The organism is uncultured Thiothrix sp. (assembly GCF_937873765.1).
Classification (GTDB): domain Bacteria; phylum Pseudomonadota; class Gammaproteobacteria; order Thiotrichales; family Thiotrichaceae; genus Thiolinea.
Window position 1 is genome coordinate 37436 of record NZ_CALMZC010000028.1, and the last position, 24687, is coordinate 62122.

22 protein-coding genes are annotated in these 24687 nt (G+C 45.0%); 16 read left to right on the top strand and 6 right to left on the bottom strand.

Annotated elements, in window-relative coordinates; translation table 11 throughout:
* Positions 1–2: 2 nt before the first annotated feature.
* Entirely contained in the window at positions 3–3104 is a 3102-nt protein-coding gene (locus tag Q0307_RS08570) for an HsdR family type I site-specific deoxyribonuclease (RefSeq protein WP_298659470.1), read from the top strand.
* 21 nt (positions 3105–3125) lie between these two features.
* Here Q0307_RS08570 and Q0307_RS08575 read toward each other — a convergent pair whose 3' ends face one another.
* Complete coding sequence (locus Q0307_RS08575; RefSeq protein WP_298659472.1) at positions 3126–4343, bottom strand: M24 family metallopeptidase; 1218 nt, start codon at positions 4341–4343, stop codon at positions 3126–3128.
* 179 nt (positions 4344–4522) lie between these two features.
* On the opposite strand from Q0307_RS08575, the gene Q0307_RS08580 reads away from it, so the two are divergent.
* The 5 genes from Q0307_RS08580 to Q0307_RS08600 all read left to right on the top strand — a co-directional run bounded on the left by Q0307_RS08580 (position 4523) and on the right by Q0307_RS08600 (position 10589).
* Positions 4523–5329, top strand: coding sequence for a biotin--[acetyl-CoA-carboxylase] ligase (locus Q0307_RS08580; RefSeq protein ID WP_298659474.1), 807 nt, complete (start codon positions 4523–4525; stop codon positions 5327–5329).
* Positions 5326–6099 (top strand): type III pantothenate kinase, encoded by a 774-nt coding sequence (locus tag Q0307_RS08585; RefSeq protein ID WP_298659475.1) that lies wholly within the window; start codon positions 5326–5328, stop codon positions 6097–6099. The genes Q0307_RS08580 and Q0307_RS08585 overlap by 4 nt, the downstream gene beginning before the upstream one ends.
* The gene (locus Q0307_RS08590; protein ID WP_298659476.1) at positions 6084–6740 is read left to right on the top strand and encodes an SPOR domain-containing protein; all 657 of its coding nucleotides are present in this window, start codon (positions 6084–6086) and stop codon (positions 6738–6740) included. Before Q0307_RS08585 ends, Q0307_RS08590 begins: the two co-directional genes overlap by 16 nt.
* Before the next feature lie 23 nt (positions 6741–6763).
* The gene (locus tag Q0307_RS08595) at positions 6764–8716 is read left to right on the top strand and encodes an acetoacetate--CoA ligase (RefSeq protein WP_298659478.1); all 1953 of its coding nucleotides are present in this window, start codon (positions 6764–6766) and stop codon (positions 8714–8716) included.
* A gap of 271 nt (positions 8717–8987) precedes the next feature.
* Complete coding sequence (locus tag Q0307_RS08600; RefSeq protein ID WP_298659481.1) at positions 8988–10589, top strand: NAD(P)/FAD-dependent oxidoreductase; 1602 nt, start codon at positions 8988–8990, stop codon at positions 10587–10589.
* A gap of 40 nt (positions 10590–10629) precedes the next feature.
* Here Q0307_RS08600 and Q0307_RS08605 read toward each other — a convergent pair whose 3' ends face one another.
* Together Q0307_RS08605 and argB are read right to left on the bottom strand one after the other, a co-directional pair.
* Entirely contained in the window at positions 10630–11379 is a 750-nt protein-coding gene (locus Q0307_RS08605) for a hypothetical protein (protein WP_298659483.1), read from the bottom strand.
* Positions 11380–11439: 60 nt separating this feature from the next.
* Positions 11440–12321, bottom strand: a complete 882-nt coding sequence (gene argB / locus Q0307_RS08610; protein ID WP_298659485.1) for an acetylglutamate kinase — start codon at positions 12319–12321, stop codon at positions 11440–11442.
* A 121-nt stretch (positions 12322–12442) separates the two neighbouring features.
* Here argB and Q0307_RS08615 point away from each other — a divergent pair, with 121 nt between their 5' ends.
* Positions 12443–13612: a UbiH/UbiF/VisC/COQ6 family ubiquinone biosynthesis hydroxylase gene (locus Q0307_RS08615; protein WP_298659488.1), complete on the top strand. Its 1170-nt coding sequence runs from the start codon at positions 12443–12445 to the stop codon at positions 13610–13612.
* Here the strand turns inward: Q0307_RS08615 and Q0307_RS08620 are convergent.
* Complete coding sequence (locus Q0307_RS08620) at positions 13575–14129, bottom strand: hypothetical protein (protein WP_298659490.1); 555 nt, start codon at positions 14127–14129, stop codon at positions 13575–13577. The two genes, Q0307_RS08615 and Q0307_RS08620, sit on opposite strands and share 38 nt — an antisense overlap.
* A gap of 290 nt (positions 14130–14419) precedes the next feature.
* Between Q0307_RS08620 and Q0307_RS08625 the strand changes: the two genes are divergently transcribed.
* Together Q0307_RS08625 and aroE are read left to right on the top strand one after the other, a co-directional pair.
* On the top strand, positions 14420–14746 hold the full coding sequence (locus Q0307_RS08625) for a hypothetical protein (protein WP_298659492.1): 327 nt from the start codon (positions 14420–14422) through the stop codon (positions 14744–14746).
* A 19-nt stretch (positions 14747–14765) separates the two neighbouring features.
* Positions 14766–15590, top strand: coding sequence for a shikimate dehydrogenase (aroE, locus tag Q0307_RS08630; RefSeq protein WP_298659494.1), 825 nt, complete (start codon positions 14766–14768; stop codon positions 15588–15590).
* Here aroE and Q0307_RS08635 read toward each other — a convergent pair.
* Positions 15587–16177: a Maf family nucleotide pyrophosphatase gene (locus Q0307_RS08635; RefSeq protein ID WP_298659496.1), complete on the bottom strand. Its 591-nt coding sequence runs from the start codon at positions 16175–16177 to the stop codon at positions 15587–15589. The two genes, aroE and Q0307_RS08635, sit on opposite strands and share 4 nt — an antisense overlap.
* A gap of 139 nt (positions 16178–16316) precedes the next feature.
* Here Q0307_RS08635 and Q0307_RS08640 point away from each other — a divergent pair, with 139 nt between their 5' ends.
* The 4 genes from Q0307_RS08640 (at position 16317) to Q0307_RS08655 (ending at position 19129) form a co-directional block, all read left to right on the top strand.
* A complete protein-coding gene (locus tag Q0307_RS08640; protein ID WP_298659498.1) occupies positions 16317–16844 on the top strand; it encodes a YceD family protein in 528 nt (175 codons plus the stop codon).
* A gap of 7 nt (positions 16845–16851) precedes the next feature.
* Positions 16852–17058, top strand: a complete 207-nt coding sequence (gene rpmF / locus Q0307_RS08645; protein ID WP_298659501.1) for a 50S ribosomal protein L32 — start codon at positions 16852–16854, stop codon at positions 17056–17058.
* Positions 17059–17141: 83 nt separating this feature from the next.
* On the top strand, positions 17142–18167 hold the full coding sequence (gene plsX, locus Q0307_RS08650; RefSeq protein ID WP_298659503.1) for a phosphate acyltransferase PlsX: 1026 nt from the start codon (positions 17142–17144) through the stop codon (positions 18165–18167).
* Positions 18164–19129 (top strand): beta-ketoacyl-ACP synthase III, encoded by a 966-nt coding sequence (locus Q0307_RS08655; RefSeq protein ID WP_298659505.1) that lies wholly within the window; start codon positions 18164–18166, stop codon positions 19127–19129. The genes plsX and Q0307_RS08655 overlap by 4 nt, the downstream gene beginning before the upstream one ends.
* A gap of 116 nt (positions 19130–19245) precedes the next feature.
* On the opposite strand, the gene Q0307_RS08660 is transcribed toward Q0307_RS08655, so the two are convergent.
* A complete protein-coding gene (locus Q0307_RS08660) occupies positions 19246–21516 on the bottom strand; it encodes a nuclease-related domain-containing DEAD/DEAH box helicase (RefSeq protein WP_298659507.1) in 2271 nt (756 codons plus the stop codon).
* Between the two features lie 229 nt (positions 21517–21745).
* On the opposite strand from Q0307_RS08660, the gene Q0307_RS08665 reads away from it, so the two are divergent.
* From Q0307_RS08665 to cas13b, 3 genes are all read left to right on the top strand, one after another.
* On the top strand, positions 21746–22240 hold the full coding sequence (locus Q0307_RS08665; protein WP_298659509.1) for a CYTH domain-containing protein: 495 nt from the start codon (positions 21746–21748) through the stop codon (positions 22238–22240).
* On the top strand, positions 22230–22901 hold the full coding sequence (locus Q0307_RS08670) for an HAD family phosphatase (protein ID WP_298659511.1): 672 nt from the start codon (positions 22230–22232) through the stop codon (positions 22899–22901). Before Q0307_RS08665 ends, Q0307_RS08670 begins: the two co-directional genes overlap by 11 nt.
* An 86-nt stretch (positions 22902–22987) precedes the next feature.
* Complete coding sequence (cas13b, locus tag Q0307_RS08675) at positions 22988–24658, top strand: type VI-B CRISPR-associated RNA-guided ribonuclease Cas13b (protein ID WP_298659514.1); 1671 nt, start codon at positions 22988–22990, stop codon at positions 24656–24658.
* The last annotated feature ends 29 nt before the right edge of the window (positions 24659–24687 follow it).

Sequence of the window (24687 nt, forward strand, 5' to 3'; positions counted from 1 at the left end):
CAATGACCGACTACACCACCATCGCCGAATCGAAAAGCTTTATCGTCCTTGATCAATACACCAAAAATTATAAAGTGGCGGACAGCTACCAAAGCGAATACGACTTAGAGCGCGAGTTTATTCAAGATTTACAAGATCAGGGTTATGAATACTTGCCACGCCTCAATAAGCCCGAAGCGCTGTTAGCCAATGTGCGCGAACAGTTGCAAACCCTAAACCATGTGCAGTTTGCGGATAGCGAATGGCTGCGTTTTGTAGAGAGTTACTTAGATAAGCCCAATGAAGGCATCGTCGATAAAACCCGCAAGCTGCACGATGATTATATTCACGATTTTGTATTTGATGATGGGCACATCCAGAACATCTACCTGCTGGACAAAAAGAACATTGCTCGCAATAAACTACAGGTGATCAAACAGTTTGAGCAAACAGGCAGCCATGCTAATCGGTATGATGTCACTATTCTGGTCAATGGTTTGCCCTTGGTGCAAGTGGAGTTAAAGAAACGCGGGGTAGCCATTCGGGAAGCCTTTAATCAAGTGCATCGCTACAGCAAAGAAAGCTTTAATAGTGAGCATTCTCTGTATAAGTACTTGCAATTATTTGTGATTTCTAATGGCACAGACAGTCGTTATTTTGCCAATACCACGCAGCGCAATAAAAATAGTTTTGACTTCTCCATGAATTGGGCAAAAGCAGATAATAGCCTGATTAAAGACTTAAAAGATTTTACTGCTACCTTCTTCCAAAAAAATACCTTGCTGAATGTGTTGCTGCATTACTCAGTGTTTGATGTCAGCGATACCTTGCTGGTGATGCGCCCCTATCAGATTGCCGCGACCGAGCGTATTTTGTGGAAGATCAATAGCTCCTATCTGGCTAAAAACGGGAGCAAACCGGAAAGTGGTGGTTTTATCTGGCATACCACAGGGTCAGGCAAGACCTTAACCAGTTTTAAAGCGGCGCGTTTAGCGACGGAGTTGGAGTTTATTGACAAGGTGTTTTTCGTGGTCGACCGCAAAGATCTCGACTACCAAACCATGAAGGAATACCAACGCTTTTCACCGGATAGTGTGAATGGCTCGGATAGTACCGCAGGCTTAAAGCGCAATCTGGAAAAAGATGATAATAAGATTATTGTGACCACCATTCAGAAGCTCAATAACCTGATGAAAACGGAAACTGAGTTGCCGATTTATAAGCAACAAGTGGTGTTTATTTTTGATGAATGCCATCGTAGCCAGTTTGGGGAAGCGCAGAAAAACCTAAAGAAAAAGTTTAAAAAATTCTATCAGTTCGGTTTTACGGGTACGCCGATCTTTCCACAAAACGCATTGGGGGCGGAAACCACGGCTAGCGTGTTTGGGCGTGAGCTGCATGCTTATGTGATTACGGATGCGATCCGCGATGAGAAAGTGCTCAAATTTAAGGTCGACTATAACGATGTGCGCCCACAGTTTAAGGCACTGGAAAGCGAGCAAGATGAGAAAAAGCTCACTACGGCAGAAAATAAGCAAGCACTATTACACCCTGAACGCATTCGAGAAATTGCTCAGTATATTTTGAAGAATTTCCGCCAAAAAACCCATCGTCTACAAGCCAATGCCAAGGGCTTTAATGCCCTGTTTGCGGTCAGTAGCGTGGAGGCGGCAAAACTTTACTATGAAGCCTTGAATCAGCTCCAAAAGGACAGCCCTAAGCCGCTCAAAATCGCCACGATTTTCTCGTTTGCCGCCAATGAAGCACAAGATGCAGTGGGCGATATTCAGGACGAGAGCTTTGATGTGTCGGCATTAAATAGCAGTGCTAAAGAGTTTTTGAGCGCAGCGATTAACGACTACAACGCCTTGTTCCAAACCAACTTTAGTGTCGATAGCAATGGTTTTCAAAACTACTACCGCGATTTAGCCAAACGGGTCAAAGCCAAAGACATCGATTTATTAATTGTGGTGGGAATGTTTTTGACAGGTTTTGATGCGCCCACACTCAACACTTTGTTTGTGGATAAAAACCTGCGTTATCACGGCTTAATGCAGGCCTATTCACGCACCAACCGCATTTATGATGCCACCAAAACCTTTGGCAATATCGTCACTTTCCGCGACCTTGAACAAGCCACCGTTGATGCGATTACTTTGTTCGGCGATAAAAACACCAAAAACGTGGTATTGGAAAAAAGCTATGCTGAGTACATGCAGGGCTTTAGTGATGTGAGTACAGGTGAGGCCAGACGCGGTTTTGTCGATGTGGTGACTGAGTTGGAGCAGCGTTTTCCTGACCCTACTGCCATTGAAAAGGAGGCTGACAAGAAAGCCTTTGTAAAATTATTTGGTGAGTACTTACGGGTAGAAAATGTGCTGCAAAACTACGACGAATTTGCCAGCCTGAAAGCCCTGCAAGACCTTGACATGAACGATTCTGATGCAATTGCTGTATTTAAAGCTGAACATTATTTGGATGATCCCAAACTGGCTGAGTTACAAGCCATACAACTTCCCGCAGAACGTAAGATTCAAGATTATCGTTCTACTTACAATGACATTCGTGATTGGCTACGTTGGGAAAAAGCAGGCAAGGAAAAAGAACAGTCCAGTCTTGATTGGGATGATGTGGTGTTTGAGGTGGATTTGCTGAAATCCCAAGAAATCAATTTGGACTATATTCTGGAGCTGATTTTCGAGCACCATAAGAAAACTAAAAATAAAGCAGACTTGGTAGACGAAATGCGCCGCATGATTCGCGCTAGCCTAGGTAATCGTGCTAAAGAAAGCTTATTGGTAGATTTTATTAATCAAACCGACCTTGATCAGATGGGCGACAAGGCCAGCCTGATTGAAGCTTTTTTTGGCTTTGCTCAAGCCGAGCAACAGCGCGAGGCTGAAGAACTGATTAGGTCTGAAAAACTCAATGCAGAACCCGCCCGCCGTTATATCACCACTTCACTCAAGCGCGAATATGCTAGTGAGAATGGTACAGAACTCAATGCCCTTTTACCCAAAATGAGTCCGCTTAATCCGCAGTACCTCAGCAAGAAGCAAAGCGTGTTCCAAAAAATCGCCGCTTTTGTAGAGAAATTTAAAGGGGTGGGTGGGAAGCTTGAGTGACCGCTACCCACCTCTTCGCTCTCAACGCGCCGGAATAATATTATGCGTTGGCCCATACGGGAAGCCCGTAATATTCTCCGCGCCATTCTCAGTGAGGACTAAAATATCATGCTCACGATAGCCTCCCGCGCCCGGCATGCCTTCAGGAAGCATAATCATCGGTTCCATTGAGATCACCATATTGGGTTCTAAGACAGTTTTAATATCTTCGCGTAATTCCAAGCCGGCTTCACGTCCGTAATAATGGCTGAGCACCCCGAAGCTATGCCCATAACCGAAAGTGCGGTATTGCAATAAGCCATAATCAGCAAAAATTTTATTCAGCTCTAAAGCAATATCGCAGCAGCGTACACCCGGCTTAATTAATTTGATGCCTTCTTCATGCACATGCACATTCGCTTCCCAGAGTTTCAAAGAGGCTTCATCGCAATCGCCATAGAATAAAGTGCGCTCTAAAGCGGTATAATAGCCTGCAATCATTGAGAAACAGTTCAGCGAGAGAATATCCCCATGCTGCACTTTACGGCTGGTGACGGGATTATGTGCGCCATCGGTGTTGATGCCGGATTGGAACCAAGTCCAAGTATCCATTAATTCGCCATGCGGATAGCGCTTAGCGATTTCACGTACCATTGCTTGCGTAGAGGCTAAGGCTACTTCATGTTCCGCTACCCCTTCATGCACCGCAGCGACTAAAGCAGCTCCACCAATATCACAGACTTGAGCACCTTGTTTGATATGCGCGATTTCTTCCACCGATTTGATCATTCGTAAGCGCATCGCAGCGGCAGCAATATCGACAATTTGCGAGGAGGGCAGAGCAGCTTGCAGTTTATTTAAGCGTTCTAAGGTGATGTGATCATGCTCGACACCGACCCGCTGACCGTCCTTGATTTCTTGTTGCACGGCACGGAAATAGTTATCCCGCTGCCAATCGGTGTAGACCAAATTGTAATCACCCGCTGTGCGTCGCCACGGTTGGCCGCCATCAATATTTGCGGAAATGCTCACCACTTTATCTTGGGTCACTACCAAGCCATAAGGTCGCCCAAACGAGCAGTAGAGGAAATCTGAGTAATAATTAATATTATGAATCGAGGTAAACAAGATGGCATCGACTTGAAGTTCAGCCATCAAAGCACGGAGTTTAGTTTGACGATGCTGGAATTCGGCTTTTGAGAAGGTGTTTTGAACACGCTCTCCATTTTCGATGCGGATGACTTGGGGGAGATTCGCCATAGTGTCTTATCCTTTTAACTGTGTTGGGTGAGTAGATAGTGCGCTGTTTTGGTGCGTTTGCCAATCAGCAGATGTATAGCTCTGTACTTAACCGTAAGCAATGAATAGGCCAATGGTGAGGGTAGTTTGTGCGATTAACTATACCTATGCGCCTATTTAAGTTAAGGTCGAGTTTTTACTTGCTCAAGTTTGTTATGCCTGCTGTGATTCCCTTAAGCCAAGATCAAATCCTGACTGAGCTTGCCCCAGAACTGCAAGCCGTTTTGCAGCAGATTTACATTTTTCCAAGCCTCGCTTCGACGAATACTTGGCTCTTAGAGCAGCCGAATACTTGCTTTAGTGTCTGTTTAGCGGAAGAGCAAACGGCAGGACGAGGGCGGCGTGGGCGCACTTGGCAATCACCGAATAGCGGAAATATTTATTTTTCTTTGCGTTGGTGTTTTCAAGTAGTGCCCGCCAATTATGGCTGTTTGAGTTTAGTCGTCGGTGTCGTAGTCGCTGAAGCTTTAGCGGCTTATGGGTTACAAGGGCAAATGCTCAAATGGCCGAATGATATTTATTATCAAGGGCAGAAGCTGGGGGGAATTTTGCTACAAACCACACAACCTTTGCAGCAAGTGGTGATTGGGATTGGTTTAAATACCGGCATGCAACGCGCAACCGTGACTACTATCGATCAAGCTTGGTGCGATTTGTCGGAAATCTTAGAGCAGAACATTGACCGTAACCGCCTGATCGCCGCTATACTCAAGCAACTAATTCCAGCCTTACAAGCCTTTCCACGCTTCAACATGGCTGATTTTCAGCAGCAATGGCAGCGCTGGGATTGGCTTACTGATCAAGCAGTGCGCATTGATACGGGTAAAGAAATCCTGCAAGGGAGAGCTTGCGGATTAGATGAACAAGGGCAATTGCAGGTAGCACTGGCGGATGGAAGCCGCCGAGCTTTTTCTTCAGCAGATGTTTCGGTGAGACAAGTTTCGTGACAACCCTTCTGATCGATGCAGGCAATTCCCGCCTGAAATGGGCTAGCTTCTCGCAAGGTCAACGTAGCTCTCAACGGGCTTTGGCCTATGGCGAGCACACGCCACCATCGGGTGCTTTGCTGCATTTACAAACGCTTATGGCTCAAGAGGCTGCTGAAAAGATCGTGTTGGTGCATGTGCTAGGCAGTGCTTTTACGCAAGCTTTGGAGGCTTTATGCATGCAATTAGCGATGCCTTTAACCATCGTCCAATCCCGTGCGGGTGCTTATGGGATTGAAGTGGCTTATCCCAATCCGACAAATTTTGGAGCTGATCGGTTTGTGGGTTTATTAGCAGCCCGTAAGCTCTTAGGCGCACAGGCAGCGATTATGATTGATGCCGGTACAGCTGTCACCATTGATGCCATACAAGCAGATGGTAAACATTTAGGCGGTGTCATTCTGCCCGGTTTACAACTGCTAAGTGATGCTCTAATTCGCCGCACGCAAGCTGCGCATATGTCCGCAACTCCTTTTGATCATCCTAAAGTCTTCAATGACAATACCTTGCAAGGAATGGGGAGTGGCTGCTTATTGAGCTTAGTCGGTGCGCTGGAAGGGATTTGTATGCGCATGCAGGAGCAAATGTCAGAGCCTGCACAAGTATTACTCTGCGGGGGCGATACTACACGTTTAAGCCCACAGTTACGCCTAGCACATCAAGCCTGTCCTGATGCTTTAATGGAGGGCTTACAGTATGTGGCGGAGCAAGATGCATGCAAGCGTTGCTAGTGATGTTGGTGCTGCTGAATCTGGGGGTTTTGGCACTAACTATCTGGGGGCCAGAGGATGTACCTGAACCGATTCCGTTGACTGAAACGAATATTCCAAGTCTGAAGCTCGTTAAAGATGCAGCGCCAGCGGTGTATAGTAGTGCTACCGGACATTCCCCTAGTAGTTGCTACACCATTGGCCCCTATTTAAGCCAAAGGGTCGCGGGTGAAGTGCTGAATAAAGTGCGTAATTATGGCTTATCAGTGGCTTTACGCTCTTTGCAAACTACGGAAGTTCTAAATTATTTAGTCTATATCCCACCGTTGCCCACACGTGCTGAAGCGGAAGCGGTAGTAGCGGATATGCAGCGCTTTGAGGTAAAAGAACCTTTAGTCATTGATGCGGGGCCTTATGAACATGCAATTTCTTTAGGTTTTTTTGAAGATTTGAATAAAGCTAAGCGGCACACTGAATACATCCGCTATTTAGGCTACGATGCGCGTTACACCGAACAGAAAACACCCCGTGAAGTACAATGGTTGGATTATGACGAGCCGTTTGGGAGCAATACACCCGTCAAGCTCTGGAGTGAGGCGATTGATCCGAACTTACGCCTACAAGTGCTACCGCGTGCTTGCACAACCAGCCCAGCAAGCTAAATAAAAATTTGGAGGAGGATACGATGGAGCCAACTACACCTTTATGGTCACCTAGCCCTGAGCGCATGGATGCTGCTTTAATCGAAGATTTCATTCAGTTCGTGCAAGATCGCAGCGGACACCATTTAAAAAACTATCCAGAACTCTATCAATGGTCGATTGATAACAGCGCAATATTCTGGTCGGCTGTTTGGGATTTTTCCAAGCTCGTTGGTGACAAAGGTTCGCGTATTTTAGTCGATGGTGAGGATATTGAGCGTGCGCAATGGTTTCCTGATGCCCAATTGAATTTTGCAGAAAACCTGCTGCGTGAGCCTGTGACGGGTAAAGATACCATTGTCATTGAATTTAAAGCAGAAGACCAAGTACGCTCCAGTCTGACTTATGGGCAGCTTTATGATCAAGTTTCACGGGTTGCCAATTGGTTAAGCTCACAGGAGGTCGTGAAAGGGGATCGAGTCGCAGGCTATTTGCCGAATATGCCAGAAACAATAGTTGCCATGCTCGCGGCCACTAGTTTAGGCGCAATTTGGACTTCAACTTCACCCGATTTTGGTGAGGATAGTGTGATTGAACGCTTTGGACAAACTACACCGAAGATACTATTTGCAACGGATGGCTATTTCTATAATGGCAAGCGGATTGATATTCGCGCTAAAGTCGAAGCGGTTAAGCGAGCGTTATCCAGCCTAGTGCAAACCGTGGTGATTCCCTTATTAGGCTCGAGCACGGAGTTACCGGGTTTGGCTTGGGACAGCGTGCTAGAAACGAAGTCTTCGGAAGAAATCAATTTTGTCCGCTGCGGCTTTAATGATCCGCTGTATGTATTGTATTCATCAGGCACAACCGGCAAACCAAAATGCATTACGCATAAAATCGGTGGTGTGCTGCTCCAGCATCTCAAAGAGCATCAACTCCAAAGCGATGTGCGCCCGGGTGATAAAGTTTTCTATTTCACCACTTGTGGTTGGATGATGTGGAACTGGCTTGCAAGTGCTTTGGCTTCACAGGCCACCGTTATACTGTACGATGGCTCACCTTTTTATCCGAATGGCAATGTGTTGTGGGATTATGCACAAGAAGTCGGTGTTACTTTGTTTGGTACTTCCGCTAAATATTTGGAAGCACTTAACAAAGCGGGGCTTGAACCGATTAAAACCCACAACTTATCTACAGTACGCACCTTATGTTCCACAGGCTCAGTACTCGCACCTGAAAGCTTTGATTACGTCTACCGCTCAATCAAGCAGGATGTGTGCTTGTCTTCGATTTCAGGTGGGACGGATATTGTTTCTTGTTTTGTCTTAGGTTGCCCCATTCTGCCGGTGTATCGTGGCGAGACGCAGTGCCGTGGTTTAGGGATGGCGGTTGATGTTTTCAATGATGAAGGCCAGTCAGTAGTGGGTGAGAAGGGCGAATTAGTTTGTACGAAGACTTTTCCTAGCCAGCCGGCCTTTTTTTGGGGGGATGAGAGCGGGCAAAAATATCATGATGCTTATTTTGCTCGTTTCCCCAATGTCTGGCATCACGGTGATTATGTAGAGCTTACCGAACACGGTGGGGTGATTATTTTTGGGCGCTCAGATGCGACTTTAAATCCGGGTGGCGTGCGCATTGGTACGGCGGAAATTTATCGCCATGTTGAACAATTGGAAGAAGTACTCGAAAGTATCGCGATTGGGCAAGATTGGGATAATGATGTGCGGGTAGTCTTGTTTGTCGTGTTGCGTGAAGGCTATAGCTTAGACGAGGCTTTGAAAAAGAAAATCCGTGACACGATTCGTACTCAATGCACTCCTCGCCATGTACCGGCAAAAATTATGCAAGTGACTGCCATACCGCGCACTAAATCCGGCAAGATTGTCGAATTAGCAGTACGTGAAGTGGTGCATAATCGCCCCGTGAAAAATACTCATGCCTTGGCGAATCCGGAGGCTTTGGAGTTGTATCGGGATTTGGCGGAGTTGCAGGTTTAGGCTAAAAAATATAAAAGAGCCAGTTAGATAGCCCATTCTAACTGGTCTTATTTCAGCTTTTACCAACAGCGACTTTGAAGTTTCTTTAACACATGTAGTTTAAGCTAGCTATACAGGACTGCCCATTCCGCAAATTGGCTACAAGTCTTTGAAGTTCTAAGTATACCCATCACTTAGTTAAGGTATTGCGATGTCTTAACTTGGGTGCTACGGATATTTTTTCCTAAATGGCTTACAATAAGCACCTTAATTTCTGACCCAAGTCTGATTCATGTTACGCATCACTGAACTGCGCTTACCTTTAGAACATAGCCCTGAAGCTTTACCTGCTGCGATCTTAGAAAAACTTGCGCTTTCAGCAGTCGATTTAGTGAGCTTCACCATCTTCAAACGGGGCTACGATGCGCGCAAACGGGATGCCATTATTTTAGTTTACACCTTGGATATAGAGCTGGTTAATGAAGCTGAGGTATTAATGCGTTTTGCAAAAGACCCACATGTTTCAGTCAGTCCGGATACGAGTTATCACTTTGTGGCTCAAGCACCTAAAACACTCCCACATCGACCGCTGATTGTGGGTTTTGGCCCCTGTGGAATGATGGCTGGACTAGTACTCGCCCAAATGGGTTTCCAACCGATTATTTTAGAGCGCGGTAAAAAGGTTCGGGAGCGTACTAAAGATACTTGGGGTTTATGGCGTAAAGGTGTGCTTAATCCAGAGTCGAATGTGCAATTTGGCGAAGGGGGAGCAGGGACTTTTTCCGATGGTAAGCTGTATAGCCAAATCAAAGACCCGAAGCATTATGGGCGCAAAGTTTTAACAGAGTTCGTGAAGGCGGGTGCTCCAGAGGAGATTTTATATGTGAGCAAGCCGCATATTGGTACCTTCCGCTTAGTGAAAATGGTCGAGCATATTCGTGCGCAAATCGAAGCTTTAGGTGGAGAGATTCGCTTTCAGCAGCAGGTGACCGATGTATTGATTGAAAACGGGCAGATGCATGGCGTGATCCTCGCAAATGGTGAGGAGTTACGTAGTGATCATGTGATTTTAGCCTTAGGACATAGTGCTCGTGATACTTTCAAAATGCTGTTTGAGCAGGAAGTTTTTATGGAGGCAAAACCTTTCTCCATAGGCTTTCGCATTGAGCATCCACAAAGCTTAATCGACCAAGCCCGTTTTGGTAAACAGGCGGGTAATGAGTTGTTAGGCGCGGCGGATTATAAGCTGGTGCATCATGCCAAAAACGGGCGTTCGGTATATAGCTTTTGTATGTGTCCGGGGGGGCAAGTCGTCGCTGCGACTTCAGAGGAAAAACGTGTTGTCACGAATGGTATGAGCCAATATTCACGGGCAGAGCGCAATGCCAATGCCGGAATTGTGGTAGGCATTGTGCCTGAGGATTACCCGGGTAACGTGTTGGCGGGTTTAGATTTTCAGCGGAAATGGGAGTCGCGCGCTTTTGAATTAGGTGGCGAGTCTTATCAAGCGCCCGCACAATTAGTCGGTGATTTCATTAAAGGTCTTCCTTCTAAACAATTAGGCAAGGTCGAACCCTCTTATCAACCCGGTGTGCATTTAACGGATTTAGCGACCAGTTTGCCTTCTTATGCGATTGAGGCTGTGCGCGAGGCCTTGCCTGCTTTTGATAAACAGATCAAAGGTTTTTCGATGTATGATGCCGTATTGACCGGTGTGGAAACCCGCACTTCCTCGCCGCTACGGATTACCCGTGGGCACGATTTCCAAAGCTTAAATGTCAAAGGCTTATATCCAGCCGGTGAGGGGGCAGGGTATGCGGGGGGGATTTTATCCGCTGGCGTGGATGGGATTCGGGTGGCCGAGGCGGTGGCTTTGAGTATGCAGACAAAGTAGCTAATCGGTGACTATCTAGGGTAGTCACCGTAGCCTTAACTCAAGCCCAACGATACCAATCATCAATGCCTAAAGCTCGACCCCAACTATCAATCAGCTCACGATCTAAAGTCTCATCAAAAATCTGATTCATGCAGGCATCGAGCAATAAAGTCGCGGCTGCTTCCATACCCACGGTTTGATAGGGGGCGAAAATATCAGGGATTTCAAATAGAGTAGCGACCATTAAAGCTTGCGCCGCATTCATTACCTGATTAGCACGCAGCAAAGTACGCGGGAACATATCCGGTGTCATTTGTAAGCAGCCAATATGCTCAACGACTTGATTAATCAGGGATTGCCGCTGAGTCGCGTGTAGTTCTTCATAGTCACGATACAAGGCAATATCAATCAGCATCCCCACGGGCATGGAGCGTAATTGAGTCAATACGCCACCCATCACATGCTCACTAAAGTTTTCACGCTGGTTAATGGGAATTTGTGGATGTAGATCCAGCAGTTCTTTTTTGACAGGGGCTAAAGCGGCAGGTTCAGGTTTGAGATTAGCGCGTTCCGTTTCTGGCATTTGAAATTGATGCAGGACAAAAGCCGCTTGCCACGCAATTAAATAATTATTTTCATCGCTCGGTAGGCGCAGCACAATTTCATGTTGCTCACGGCCTTCACGTCCCGCGATTTTGACGCTGGAAGAGATAGGTAAATTATAATCGTAAACAATATCGAAACCTGCACCGCTCAGTGCTGTAGCTTTATCGAGCAAGGTTTGAGTACTTTTGGGGTAAGCCGTCATAATAGATCCAGTGTGCTGCTCACTCTGCAAAGCAGCAAGCAGCTTGCTTGAGGAGTTAGATTAACGAGTAATAATCGTGCCCATGCCTTGATCGGTCAGCAACTCTAATAACAATGCGTGCTCAACTCGACCATCAATAATACAAGCATTATTTGCCCCACCGCGAATCGCATCAATCGCACAGTTGAGTTTGGGTAACATCCCACCGTGAATCGTGCCGTCATCCATTAAGCGCCGAATATCTTCTTGCGATAGAGACGTGAGCAATTTACCTTGTTTATCCAATACACCGGGGATATTCGTGAGGAGCAGTAAACGTTCAGCTCCTAAAACTTCAGCAATTTTACCCGCAACTAAATCAGCATTGATATTATAAGTTGTTCCATCTAAACCAACCCCAATCGGTGCGACCACAGGAATAAAGCGATCTTCATCTAGGAGACGCAAGAAGCGTGAATTGATTTTTGTGACTTCACCGACATGACCTAAATCGACCTCTTCCAGTTCGCCTTGGACATTTTTGGTTTTCATCGCCATTTTTTCCGCGATGATGGTGTGCCCGTCTTTGCCCGTTAAACCTACAGCTCGCCCACCGGCTTGATTAATCATATTGACGATCTGCTTGTTGACTAAGCCACCAAGTACCATCTCCACTACATCCATAGTTTCAGCATCGGTGACGCGCATGCCTTCGATGAAGCGGCTTTCTTTACCTAAGCGATTCAGCATTTCGCCAATTTGAGGGCCGCCACCGTGTACCACAACCGGATTAATGCCAATTTGCTTTAACAGCACAATGTCACGCGCAAAGCCAAGCTGAAGTTTCTCTTCAGTCATCGCATTACCGCCGTATTTCACCACAATGGTTTTACCCGCATAGCGCTGAATATAAGGCAAGGCCTCGACGAGAATTTTTGCGGTATCGTGAGCATCATGTGCCATAGCGAAACTGTCCTAGGTCAAGCTGAAATGGCCGCAAGTATAGCGAGTTTGTCAGCCTTAGAAAATTAATCTTCACGCCTAATCCTGCTATATTGCTCCTAAGACTTAGAAGAGATCAGACATGGATTACGAAATTATTATCGCGGGCGGTGGCATGGTCGGTGCGGCTTTAGCTTGTTTGCTGGGTCAAGTAGGGAAACAAGTCGCGGTGTTAGAAGCAGCGGTTCCACCAGCATTCTCCGTGGATGATCCTTTCGATAATCGGGTGTCAGCTTTGAGCCGTGCTTCACAACGTCTACTGGAGCAAGCGGGTGCTTGGGACAACGTCTTAAAAATGCGTGCAAGCCCTTATGAAGCTATGCAGGTCTGGGATGCGACGGGTTCTGGAATGATTCGCTTTGAAGCAGCAGAAATTGGTGAACCCGATTTAGGGCATATTGTTGAGAATCGCGTGTTGCAATTAGCTTTATTAACGACTTTAAAAAGATACCCTAGTGTCGAGGTTTTGTGTCCAGCGCGTTTAAGTGGTTTTGAACTGAGTCAACAGCAGATTCAAGTACACTTAACCGATGGGTCTTGTTTAAGCGCTCAACTTTTAGTCGGTGCGGATGGTGCTCAGTCAGTGGTGCGGAGTTTAGCCGAGTTACCTTATGAGGTGTCAGACTATGCACAAAAAGCAGTGGTCTGTACGGTTTATACCGCTTTGCCCCATCTAGAAACGGCTTGGCAGCGTTTCCAAACGACTGGGCCAGTGGCCTTTTTGCCCTTACCCGATCCATATGCTTGCTCTATTGTTTGGACTTTACCCGCTGATCAAGCGGATGCCGCTTTGCTGTGGGATGAGGTACGCTTTCAACGTGAACTGGGTCAGGCTTTAGATTTTCGCTTAGGTGAGATTATCAGCATTGGCGAGCGTGCTGCCTTTCCCTTACGGGGTTTACATGTGCAAAGCTATGTTTGTGAACGAGTTGCTTTGTTAGGTGATGCGGCGCATACCATTCATCCGCTAGCAGGGCAGGGTGTTAATTTAGGTTTTAAAGATGCTCAGGCTTTAGCCGAGCTGATTGTAGCTAACGAAAGTATTGATTATGGCTCTTTGAAGTTATTACGCCGCTATGAGCGTGCCCGGCGTGGTGACAATCTTTTGACGCAAAAAGCGATGGAAGGTTTTAGTCTATTGTTTGGGAATACACTTGCGCCTTGGCAACTATTAAGGAATCAAGGCTTAACTACTGTTAATCACTTATCACGACTCAAATATCAACTGGCAAAACGGGCGATGGGTTTGTAGTTGATGCTGGAGTATTAGCAGTTAACAGAGTAGGTAAATGTGGTTTGGCTTGTTGTTGTTCTTGGATCAACAAGCTGAGGGTTTGCACAAAATCTTGAACTTTTTTGCGCTGCGGACGGTTTTGCCAAATATATAAAAAATTTTCACGTGTATGAAGATGCCGAAAAATTACTAAACGGGTAGTGTATAAAAAGAAGCGATAGCCTAGTACGAGTGTGGTGGCTGCTAAAATTCCAGCCAAAATATATAGAGCTAGCATGTCTTTGAGAACTGCCCAATAAAATACAAACCCTGCTAAGGCACCAATGAATAAACTATGAAATAACCACTTGATTGAGAAGGATGCTGAATAAGTGGGTGAGGGGTCAAGGACACTGAGGGGGATCTGTGTTTCGTGTAAGCGTCCGATAGAACGCTCCCGAACTAGCAAAGACTCAGGGGCTTTGATGATAAATTCACGGCTACCAAATAATAAGTGTCGTTGTTTAAGGGTATTGTAATTCGTTGGCGCTTGCATTGCTATGAATTTACTCTGTTAAAATGGCAATCTTTGCCTAAAGTATAAGGGGATCAAAAGAAGTCCACAGGCTTTTCCGATAGTCTGTGTGCCTAAGGTGGCTACCGTATGTGAAAAAAACGCTTAAATATTCAGCGTTTTGACTATCATTATGGTTAGCTTGGTTAGAAAATAGTCTTAAACCCCAGCAGAAAGGACTCTGTTTAAGCATAAGACTAGGAAGACAATAAGAAAAAATAGCGCTGTTGACCTGTCATGGAGTGTGAGTTATGAGAGGCGAAAAAAAGGGCATGTATTGTAGAACATTACTGGTGGGTGCTGTATTAACTTGGCAAACACTATCTGTAGCGGCTGATCCTGCAGTTTTGGAGGAGGATGGTATCGTAAAGTTAGTGGCAACTTTGCAGAACAATCCGGCCTTCACGAACGTCTTGTGGAAAGTTTATCGCATCGATGATATGCGGCATCCTGTAGAGACTATTGCGCGGCATACGGCTACTTTAAACTTACGCCCCGGCGCTTATAAAGCCGTCGCGGTGCTAAACAATAAAGAACGCAGCCGTGCTTTTCAGTTAAAATCTAAGAGTAATACCGAAGTGGTATTGTCGATGGATTAACTGATGAGAAGGAATGTGTATGCCTTTGAAAGCTGATCGCTATGCGGTCATTGGGAACCCTATTGCACATAGTAAGTCCCCCTTGATTCACCGTTTATTTGCTGAGCAAACGCAACAGTACCTCGACTATCAGGCAGTACTCGTGCCACTAGGTGAGTTTGAGTCAAGAGTGGGTGAGTTATTTGCACAGGGTCTACGTGGGTGTAATGTCACCATTCCATTTAAGCAAAATGCTTGGGCTATTGCGCATGAGCGCAGTTCTTATGCGCAAATTGCTGGGGCGTTAAATACTTTAATGTTGTGCCCCGATCAAAGTATTTATGGGCATAACACGGACGGCTTAGGCATGATGCGTGATCTCTTAGTTAATAAGCGAGTCACTATTCAAGGCAAAAAGGTTTTGGTTTTGGGCGCCGGTGGAGCCGTGCGTGGCATTATTCAACCTTTACTCGAAGCGCAACCGGCGCTAGTTCAGTTAGCGAATCGAACGGCATTGACTGCCAGTGAGTTAGTGCAGGATTTTAAGTCATTTGGTGAAATCAACGGAGGCGGTTTTGATTCGATTTCTGGTTCATTTGATCTTGTCATTAACGGGACTGCAGCGAGTTTACAAGGGGCAATGCCTGACTTGCCCTCTTCTTGCATAGTCGAAGGGGCTGTCTGCTATGATATGATGTATGCCAAGGAGCCGACACCGTTTATGCGCTGGGCTTATGAGCAGCGAGCAGGGCAAGTGTTTGATGGTCTAGGTATGCTCATTGAACAAGCTGCCGAAGCTTTTCAGTTATGGCGGGGTATTCGTCCAGATACAGCACCTGTATTTGCTGCACTTAGACCCATTTAAATTGCAGTTGGTAATTCGTAGCCTTTTGCTCTTAGCATACTACACAAAGCAATCAGGGGAAGGCCAATCAAGGCTGTTGGGTCATCTCCTCGCATTTTTTTAAATAAACTAATCCCTAGCCCTTCAGATTTAAAGCTCCCCACACAATTATATGGCTGTTCACGTTGTAGATAATTTTCAATCTCTACAGCTTGCAAGGTGCGAAATTCAACGGCATAGGCAATAACTTCTAATTGGAAACTCTGCTCTTGGCTATCGTATAAGCAGAGTCCAGTTAGAAACTTAACAGTTCTGCCTGATGATGCTTGTAATTGTTGTGTTGCATTCTCATGGCTGTGAGGTTTGCCTAGAATCTGTTCACCTAAAACAGCACATTGATCAGAGCCAATAATTAAAGCAGTCGGGTGATAGGCTGCAATAGCTTCAGCTTTTTGTTGTGCTAAGCGTGCCACCATCATGTGAGCTTCTTCTTGGTCGAGGCGTGTTTCCTCAATATCTGGAGCTGCTGTAGTAAAGGGAATCTGAAGTCTCTGCAATAATTCACGACGATAAATTGAGGTTGAGGCTAGAACCAATGGTTTTTGCATGAAAGCTCCTCATATAAACTAAAGCATCTAAAAAGATCGCGCATCTTACGCTAAGTAGCCATTCTCAAATAGCTTTTGCAGGAATAAACTGTGATTTTTCTTTACACTATAGCCATAGGATTCATATAATCGCGCGCTTATGTCGAACAGGTTACCTATTGAAGTTAATCCTTTCCGTATGATTGAGCAGCGCCGTAGTTTATTGGGCGGTTTGCCATTGCAGCAGTTACCACGTGTACGTGAGTTAGCAGCAGAATCAACGGATAGTGAATTTGTAGTGGAAATGATTTTTACTCATTCTGCGAGCGGTTTACCGCTGATTACAGGATCAGTAAAAGGCGAGCTAGTTTTAAGCTGCCAGCGTTGTTTAGAACCTGTAGGAGTGAAGGTTGATACGCAAATCAATGTTGTGTTGACCACATCCCAAGTAGATCGTGAGCCTGAAGAAGAGGGTTACGAGCTGTATATCGTCGACGACGAGCGTATTTTCGTGCGGGATTTTATAGAAGATGAAATTCTTTTAGCCTTGCCCGTAGTACCTCGGCATGAGCATTGTCAACCGGTAAAGCCGCTATTTGAAGGCTCGCCCGCTGACTTGGAAGATTCGGCTGCAGAAGAAAAAGCAAATCCTTTTGCTGCTTTAAAAGACTGGAAGAAATCGGAGTAAAATTGCTATGGCAGTCCAACAAACTCGTAAATCACGTGCTAAGCGTGACATGCGTCGTGCACATGATGCATTGACCGCTCGTACCACTTCAGTAGACCAAACTTCAGGTGAAACTCATCTGCGTCATCATATGACTGCTGGTGGTTTTTATCGTGGTCGTCAAATCATTAAAACTGCTGTTGAAGTAGACGACGAAGAGCAAGATCAAGCGTGATGATGAAGGCTTGGCCTGATCAGAAGGTTGTTGAATAAAAATCGCGGGCTTTGACCCGCGATTTTTTTGTAGGAGAGAGCAGCATGGGTACTTGGTACCGCATTGCTTTAGACGCGATGGGTGGCGATCACGGGCTTAGTGTCGTGATTCCTGCTGCCAAAAAAGCATTAGCAAATCACGAAGATATTGCTCTGATTTTAGTGGGCGATGAGCAACAGATCCGTGCGAGTTTAGGTTCGCATGCTCTCACGGAAGGAGATCGGTTACAGGTTAAACATGCATCTCAAGTGGTGACGATGGACGATTTGCCCGCCTTAGCCTTAAAAAGCAAAAAAGATTCCTCTATGCGGATTGCGATTAATCTAGTAAAAGAAGAACAGGCGGATGCGGTGGTGAGTGCGGGTAATACCGGAGCCTTGATGGCTACCGCGCGCTTTGTCTTAAAAATGCTCCCCGGCATTGATCGCCCTGCCATTTGTACGGTGATGCCTTCCTTAAATGGGCATACACATATGCTGGATTTAGGCGCGAATGTTGATTCCTCGGCTGAGCACCTCTACCAATTTGCCTTAATGGGTTCAGAGTTGAGTAAAGCGATTGATGAAATCCCTAGCCCACGAGTGGGATTGCTAAATATCGGTCAAGAAGCTATTAAAGGCAATGAGCAAGTTAAGGCAGCGAATTCTTTATTAGAAGATTCATCCTTGAACTACATTGGCTATGTAGAAGGTGATGATATTTATTTGGGCGAAGTGGACGTGATTGTCTGCGATGGTTTCGTAGGAAATGTAGCGCTAAAAACCAGTGAAGGTTTAGCTAAGCTTATTTCTTCCAAGCTCAAAGGCAGTTTCACCCGAAATTGGCTGAGTAAAATGGCTGGCTTAATCTCCATGCCTGTATTGAATAATTTTCGACAAGAAATTGACCCACGACGTTATAATGGGGCCAGTTTATTAGGTTTGCAGGGTATTGCTGTGAAAAGTCATGGTGGGGCAGACAGTTTAGCGTTTGCCAATGCCATTAGCATTGCTCGCACAGAAATTATTAAGCAAGTGCCGCAGCGGATTAATAAGCAAATCGCGGCCTTGCTAGAAGGACAAACAGTATGAGTTATGCACGCATTATTGGTACCGGTAGCTATTTACCGCCAAGGGTAGTCACTAACCGTGAGTTGGAGTCAACCGTTGATACTAATGATGAGTGGATTGTTGAACGTACTGGTATACGCCAACGACATGTTGCGGAGACTGAGACAGCTTGCGATTTAGCTGAAGTGGCGGCGCAACGCGCTTTAGAAATGGCCGGTAAGCGTCCTGAAGATATTGATCTGATTGTGATGGGTACTTCCACCCCTGATTTGGTTTTTCCAAGTACAGCTTGTTTATTGCAAGGGCGCTTAGGGATTTCGACAGGTGCAGCTTTTGATGTGAATGCAGCCTGTTCGGGCTTTATTTATGCACTAGGCGTGGCGCATAATTTCATGAAGGCAGGCACTAGCAAATGTGCTTTAGTGGTCGGTAGCGAAGTAATGACGCGCATTCTCGACTGGAATGACCGCACCACTTGTGTCCTATTTGGTGATGGTGCAGGTGCTCTTGTCCTAGAGGCTTCCGATGAACCTGGTATTCTCTCCACCCATTTACATTCCGATGGCAAATATGAGCATCTGCTCAATGTGTCTGCAGGCATCTCGCGTAATCATCACCTACTCCGCGAAACGGGTGCTTTCTTACAAATGAAAGGCAATGAAGTCTTCAAAATGGCAGTCAATACTTTAGGCCGGATTGTGGATGAAACCCTTGAGGCCAATCAACTGACTAAGGCTGATATTGATTGGCTCGTACCCCATCAAGCGAATATCCGCATTATTCAAGCGACTGCAAAAAAGCTGAATATGCCGATGGAGCGTGTGGTGGTGACGGTCGGCGAGCATGGTAATACCTCTTCAGCTTCTATTCCTTTAGCATTGGATGCAGCAATACGTGATGGGCGAATTCAGCGTGGTGATATGCTGTTGCTGGAAGCGTTTGGTGGTGGCTTTACTTGGGGTTCGGCTTTAGTGCGCTATTAAGCATAAAGTGGTAGTTTTTTTAAAAGAAGGCTGGATTTCGATTCTGGCCTTCTTTTTCAAAGCTAGTCTGATTAGGTGTATTGTTTTAATCAGGTGAACTGAGTCTTCCTTGATCCTTAAACTATTGCTGTTTCTTGTATGGTATCAGCAGCATCTACTTCCGTATCACTAATCGCTCTATCTTTTTTATACTTGAAGCGAAATTCTCCCTTATTGGCACTTTTAAGCGCTTCGTTCACTTCATCATAGAAGGGATAGCAATTTTCATGTTCGACCCCACTCATCATGACCCAACCACGAGATCGAGTGACGGCGACCAGTAGTTGATTTCTCATGAGTGTTTCGCTTTCTTTTTCAGCAACCATATCCATGCCGACAACATACACAATATCAGCTTCATTACCTTTTGCACGCACAACTCTTGAGATAGTGACACCACCCTTATGCCAAAAAGCATCTGGATCATTATCTGGATATTTAGGGTTTGGTTGATTCAAGCGAGTGCTGCTGGCTACAAAAATATCAATTCCCGATGATATCAGAAAACAGGCAACATATTCTTCAAGCTTTATAGCTTCATAGCTATCTCCAAGAATAACCACTAAAATTCCACGTTCTGGTGGGATATTTTCGACTCCTAAATTATATTTTATATTTTCCGCTAAGTGCCTGAGTTCTTCTTGACGAGAAGGGTAGTGCTTAAATTGAATACAATCTTTTCCATAAAGACGATGAATAGGATTAGGGGAGTTTTTATCTGGTCTTCTTAGAGCAATGTCAGTATCTTTTTTTCTAAAATCGCCCGCGACCTCATAACCAATATCTTCCCAATCCTCTTTTTTTGTTATCCCATAAAGCATTCCATTCTGTCTCATAACTCCCATACTTAAACCTTGAGCGAGCATTAAAACTGATTTAGGCGTGCGGAAGCAGCGCCTCATAATATGGCTTTTTTTAATACCACCTTTGTAGCTACCTATTAGCATAGAGCTATCACCAAAAAAATCTTTGGCTTTAGGTGCTTTTAAGGTATCCAAACTTTGGGCTTCATCATAAGCCCATATTAAGCGGCGCTGCTTATCATCATTAGAGTCACATTTTCTTAGTGATTGATAAATTAACCAGTAAATAGGTTGTTTCCCTTCATATTTTAGTTGATCATTATCAATGATTAAATCTTGCCCTTCATCAATCAGCACAGCATCAAATAACGGTGTAAGATGTTTACCACTCTTTAGTAGTTGGCAACAAACATCAGCAAGTCCTTCATTTGGAAGTTTGTAAAGTGTATTTTGGACAGTCAATGGCTGAATACCATGTTTTTCACAAATATAGCGATAGATTCCAGCACGATTTTTTGCACCCCATGCGTGAAAAATTTTTAATTTTGAACGAACTCGGTCATTATAGCCAAGATCTCCATTAGTAAAATGCCGTAACCACTGATCAATAGTGCTTTCCATTTGCTCATAAAGTGATCGAGTAAAAAAGACTAAGGCAACATCCCAATCAGGATGTTTTAAATGCATATGCACTGCTTTTTGGCAGAGTAATATTGTTTTGCCTGAACCAGCAACACCACGGATTCGTTGTACTCCTGGAGGAATTTCCATAGCTATACTTAATTGCTGTATGTCAAGTGAATAAATGCCTTGGCGTATTTTGTTAAGAAGGTCAATGCGAATATTGCCTGCATTAATATTATCGGACTGAATCTCAACTGGAGGTTTTCGCATGGCTTGCGAGCCACCTATCACTGATAATAATAGAGGCCATTCATAACTGCTAAGATTGCTGCCAATTTGGACAGGTGGTGTATTTTCAAAATTTCTAAGCAAGGCTACTAAGCCGAGTTGATTAGAAAATAATATAGGTGGGCATGATATAAGATGATCAAAACCCTTAGTTTTCCAGTCAGATTCTGTAATATTGGGTAAAGCAATCAAGGCACGTCCTCGTACTTGGCGACGTAGTTTTTGCTCCCTATCAGTTCTGCCTAGTAGGGCAAATAAATAGTCTTCTGCTTGTGCATACGGGCTACCAGTTTTTTCATAAAAATTGTTGTAAGTCCACTGATGTCCATCAATCGACTGAATTTGATCTATTCTTAGGCTTTTCACTTCAATGACTAGGATGCCTAGCTCACGGTCAATGAGTAAAATATCAGGCTCTTTACGTTTTTCGCCAAGCTTAGAAAAAATGGGGTAACGCCAGAAACCGAGGCACTCCCTACCACTAAAGGCAGTTTTGCAGGCGTTCCAGATTTTTTGCTCACCTGACATACCATCTTTGGAAATACTTTCTGTTTCAATGAATGTTGATAAAGACTTATTGCTAATCTCACCGGCTATTTCATTAGAAGTTATTGTAGTTATTAGAGCTGTCATGTTTTAGTCCATCAATAATAGGAGTGGTAGGTAATTTAAAAGAGCTTAATCAACACACCAGTAATAAACTTTTCTGTAAGATTATCTTAATAATTAAAACAGCACAGATATAGGTGATAAAGTGTATCTTTGATGTTAAGTAAGCGGTTTTCTGAACTAAGCCAATGAGCTTAAGGCAGATGCTTAAATGATCTGCTAGACTGCGGTTTTATTTGCAGGAGTGCTACTAATGGCTCTCGAAATCGAGCATAAATTTCTTCTTGTTTCCGACGAGTGGCGTAGTTTAGTCAATCGTTCTGAGGTCTTTCGCCAAGGCTATCTGAGCAATAACCCAGCTGCTTCGGTGCGAGTGCGAATTGCGGATGATAAGGCTACCTTGAATATCAAAGGTATGACGATTGGCACGCATCGTCCCGAATACGAATACAGTATTCCCTTACAAGATGCGGCTGAGTTATTGGATCAACTCTGTGCGCGCCCAATCATTGAGAAAACTCGCCATTTTGTAGAATTTGCAGGTAAAACTTGGGAAGTGGATGAGTTTGCAGGTGAAAATGCAGGTTTGATCGTAGCTGAAGTTGAATTAGACACCGTGGACGAAGCCTTTCAAAAGCCTGCTTGGGCAGGACAGGATGTATCGGGGATTGAGCGTTATTACAATGTTAGCTTGCTCAAATACCCTTATAGCCACTGGACGGAAGCTGAGAAAATTCATGGTGCTTAAAGCGGTGTTATTTGATCATGATGGCACTTTGGTGGATTCTGAAGGTGTGCATTATCAAATGTGGCTGGAAGTGCTTAAACCATATGGAGTGAGTATTTCAGCCGAGCAATACATGCAGATTTATTCCGGTATGCCGACTGTCGATAATGCGATTGATTTAATTCAGCGCTTTCAGTTAGTAGCTTCTGTGAATGAGTTAGTTGCTAAGAAATTAGCAATCGCCCATGCCTATTTGGAAAATAATGCCTTTCCTTTAATGGCGGGTGCACAAGATATTCTCGATTATTTTCAGCAGCAGCCCACTATTCAGCAAGCCATTGTTACGGGGGCAGGCGCGCAAATTGTGAATGCGACGGTGCGCTATCATCAATTAGCGGCATATTTTGCGACTATCGTCTCGTTTGATGATGTGGCACAGAGTAAACCAGCACCGGATTGCTATTTACTGGCTTTGCGACGCTTAGGTTTAGCGGCCGCAGAATGTATTGCAATTGAAGATACTGAGCATGGGGTAGCGGCTGCCGTGAGTGCGGCTATTCCTTGTATTGCAATTCCGAATGCGCAATCGGTGCGCCATGATTTTTCTAAAGCCGTGGCGGTATTGCCGAATTTAGCAGCGGCACAAGTTTGGATTCAAGAGCATTATCAATGGGTGGTTTAGCTTAATACCTTGGGTATTTTTCGGGCAATAGTTTTTAAGCTGTGATAAAAATACGAGCCTGAGTGTTTTTTCAATAGGGCTTAATCATGGGCTATTTACCCGCTTATGTACTCGCTGCTTATTATAATGATGCACGTCTGAATATCTGGTCTTGTTTAAATGATGTGCGCCAAAAATTGGGTAAGCAAGTTTTAGACAATGATGATCAGATTGTCAGTGCCATCAAAGAGTTAGGTTTAAGTAAGGCTACACCGGAAGATCAAGCACGTATTATTCGCTATTTGCATGAGCGCTTTGGTTTTTTGGGCGTATTGATGGATCCCGCCAAAGGAAAAAATAATCAGCGAAATAAAGACCAAGCCACGCCTTTACCGCGTTATTATGAAGAGCGTTTAATTTGGTTATTTTCGTTAGTCAATGAATTACGTAATGCCTTTGTCCATCCCACGGATGGTGAATATAAAATTCCGCGTCTCGTGCATCGACGGCTCTATTTTTTATTGAGTCGGGTTTATGATGCGAGTTTTCATGTGGTTAAAGCGCGGTTTGGGCAGAGCACCGCCACAATGCAAGTCTTCATGCGTTGTGATCAGAAGGGTAAGCCCAAATCCTATCAGCGATTTCCATTCGCCTTATGCAGTGATCCCTTAAATGCAACTACACAGACCGACTTACCACAATCACAAGTGCTGTATGCGTTTGGGCAGGTATTGTTTTGCTCGCTGTTTTTAGAAAAAAGCCAGAGTGCTGAATTAGCTAAGGCTTTTTGGGAGCTAGCACCTGCTAAATTGCAAGCGGCTTGGAGCGTGGAGCAGCGCAAGATTATTCGTGAAATCTTGGCCGTGTATCGAGTGCGTTTACCTTTGCAACGCTTACAGTCAACCGATTCATTAGCAGCACTGACTTTGGACAGCTTAGCGGAGTTAGCGCGTTGCCCTGTGGCGTTATTTGAAACGCTAAGCCCTAGCGATCAGGCACGCTTTCGCTTTGAGGCGGAGTTAGGAAACGACACAGAGCAAGAAGATGCGAGTTCAGTGCTGTTTACGCGCAGTCGAGAAGACCGTTTTCCTAGTTTGATGATGCGCTTTTTAGATTTTGATCCAGACAATCGCTTACGTTTTGGAGTGGATTTAGGGCAACTGCATTATCATGTGCGTTTAAAAGCGGCTGAGCATTTTACCGATCAGCAAGCACGTTTACGTAGTTTGGGTCAAAAGATACTCGCTTATGGACGCTTGCAAGCGTTTGAGCAAGTGGAAAAGCCCGCTACTTGGCAGTTGTTAGAAACGAATTACACCCAAGTCCAAACAGAAGCCGAGGCTTTAATCCAAGCCAATATGATGGGTATTAGCACTTTACGTCCCTATTTGATTCCAGCTTACCCGCATTATCATTATTTTCCTGATCGGCTGGGGTTTCGGATAGCGACTGATCCTCAGCAAACAGAGTTTTATCCAGAGTTAGCGGTGTCGGCGACGAATGAAGCGGTGCGGCTTGAGCCGCCGAGTGCTTCGAGTATGCAGCCGCAATTTTGGATGAGCCATGAGCAATTATTACACCTGAGTTTTTATCATTATTTGTGGAAGACACAGGGGGCTGTATCGGCTACGCGCCTAGATAGCTTATTACTCCGCTACGAAAGTGGGATGAAAAACGTATTGAAAGCCTTTGCCCGTGAGCCAACTCTAGGTTTCAGTTCAGTTGAACTAGCGCAAGCTTGGCTAGATCAAATCTTGGTCATGCACCAGAAGAGTTGAAAAACATCTGATTAATGAATTCGCCAATG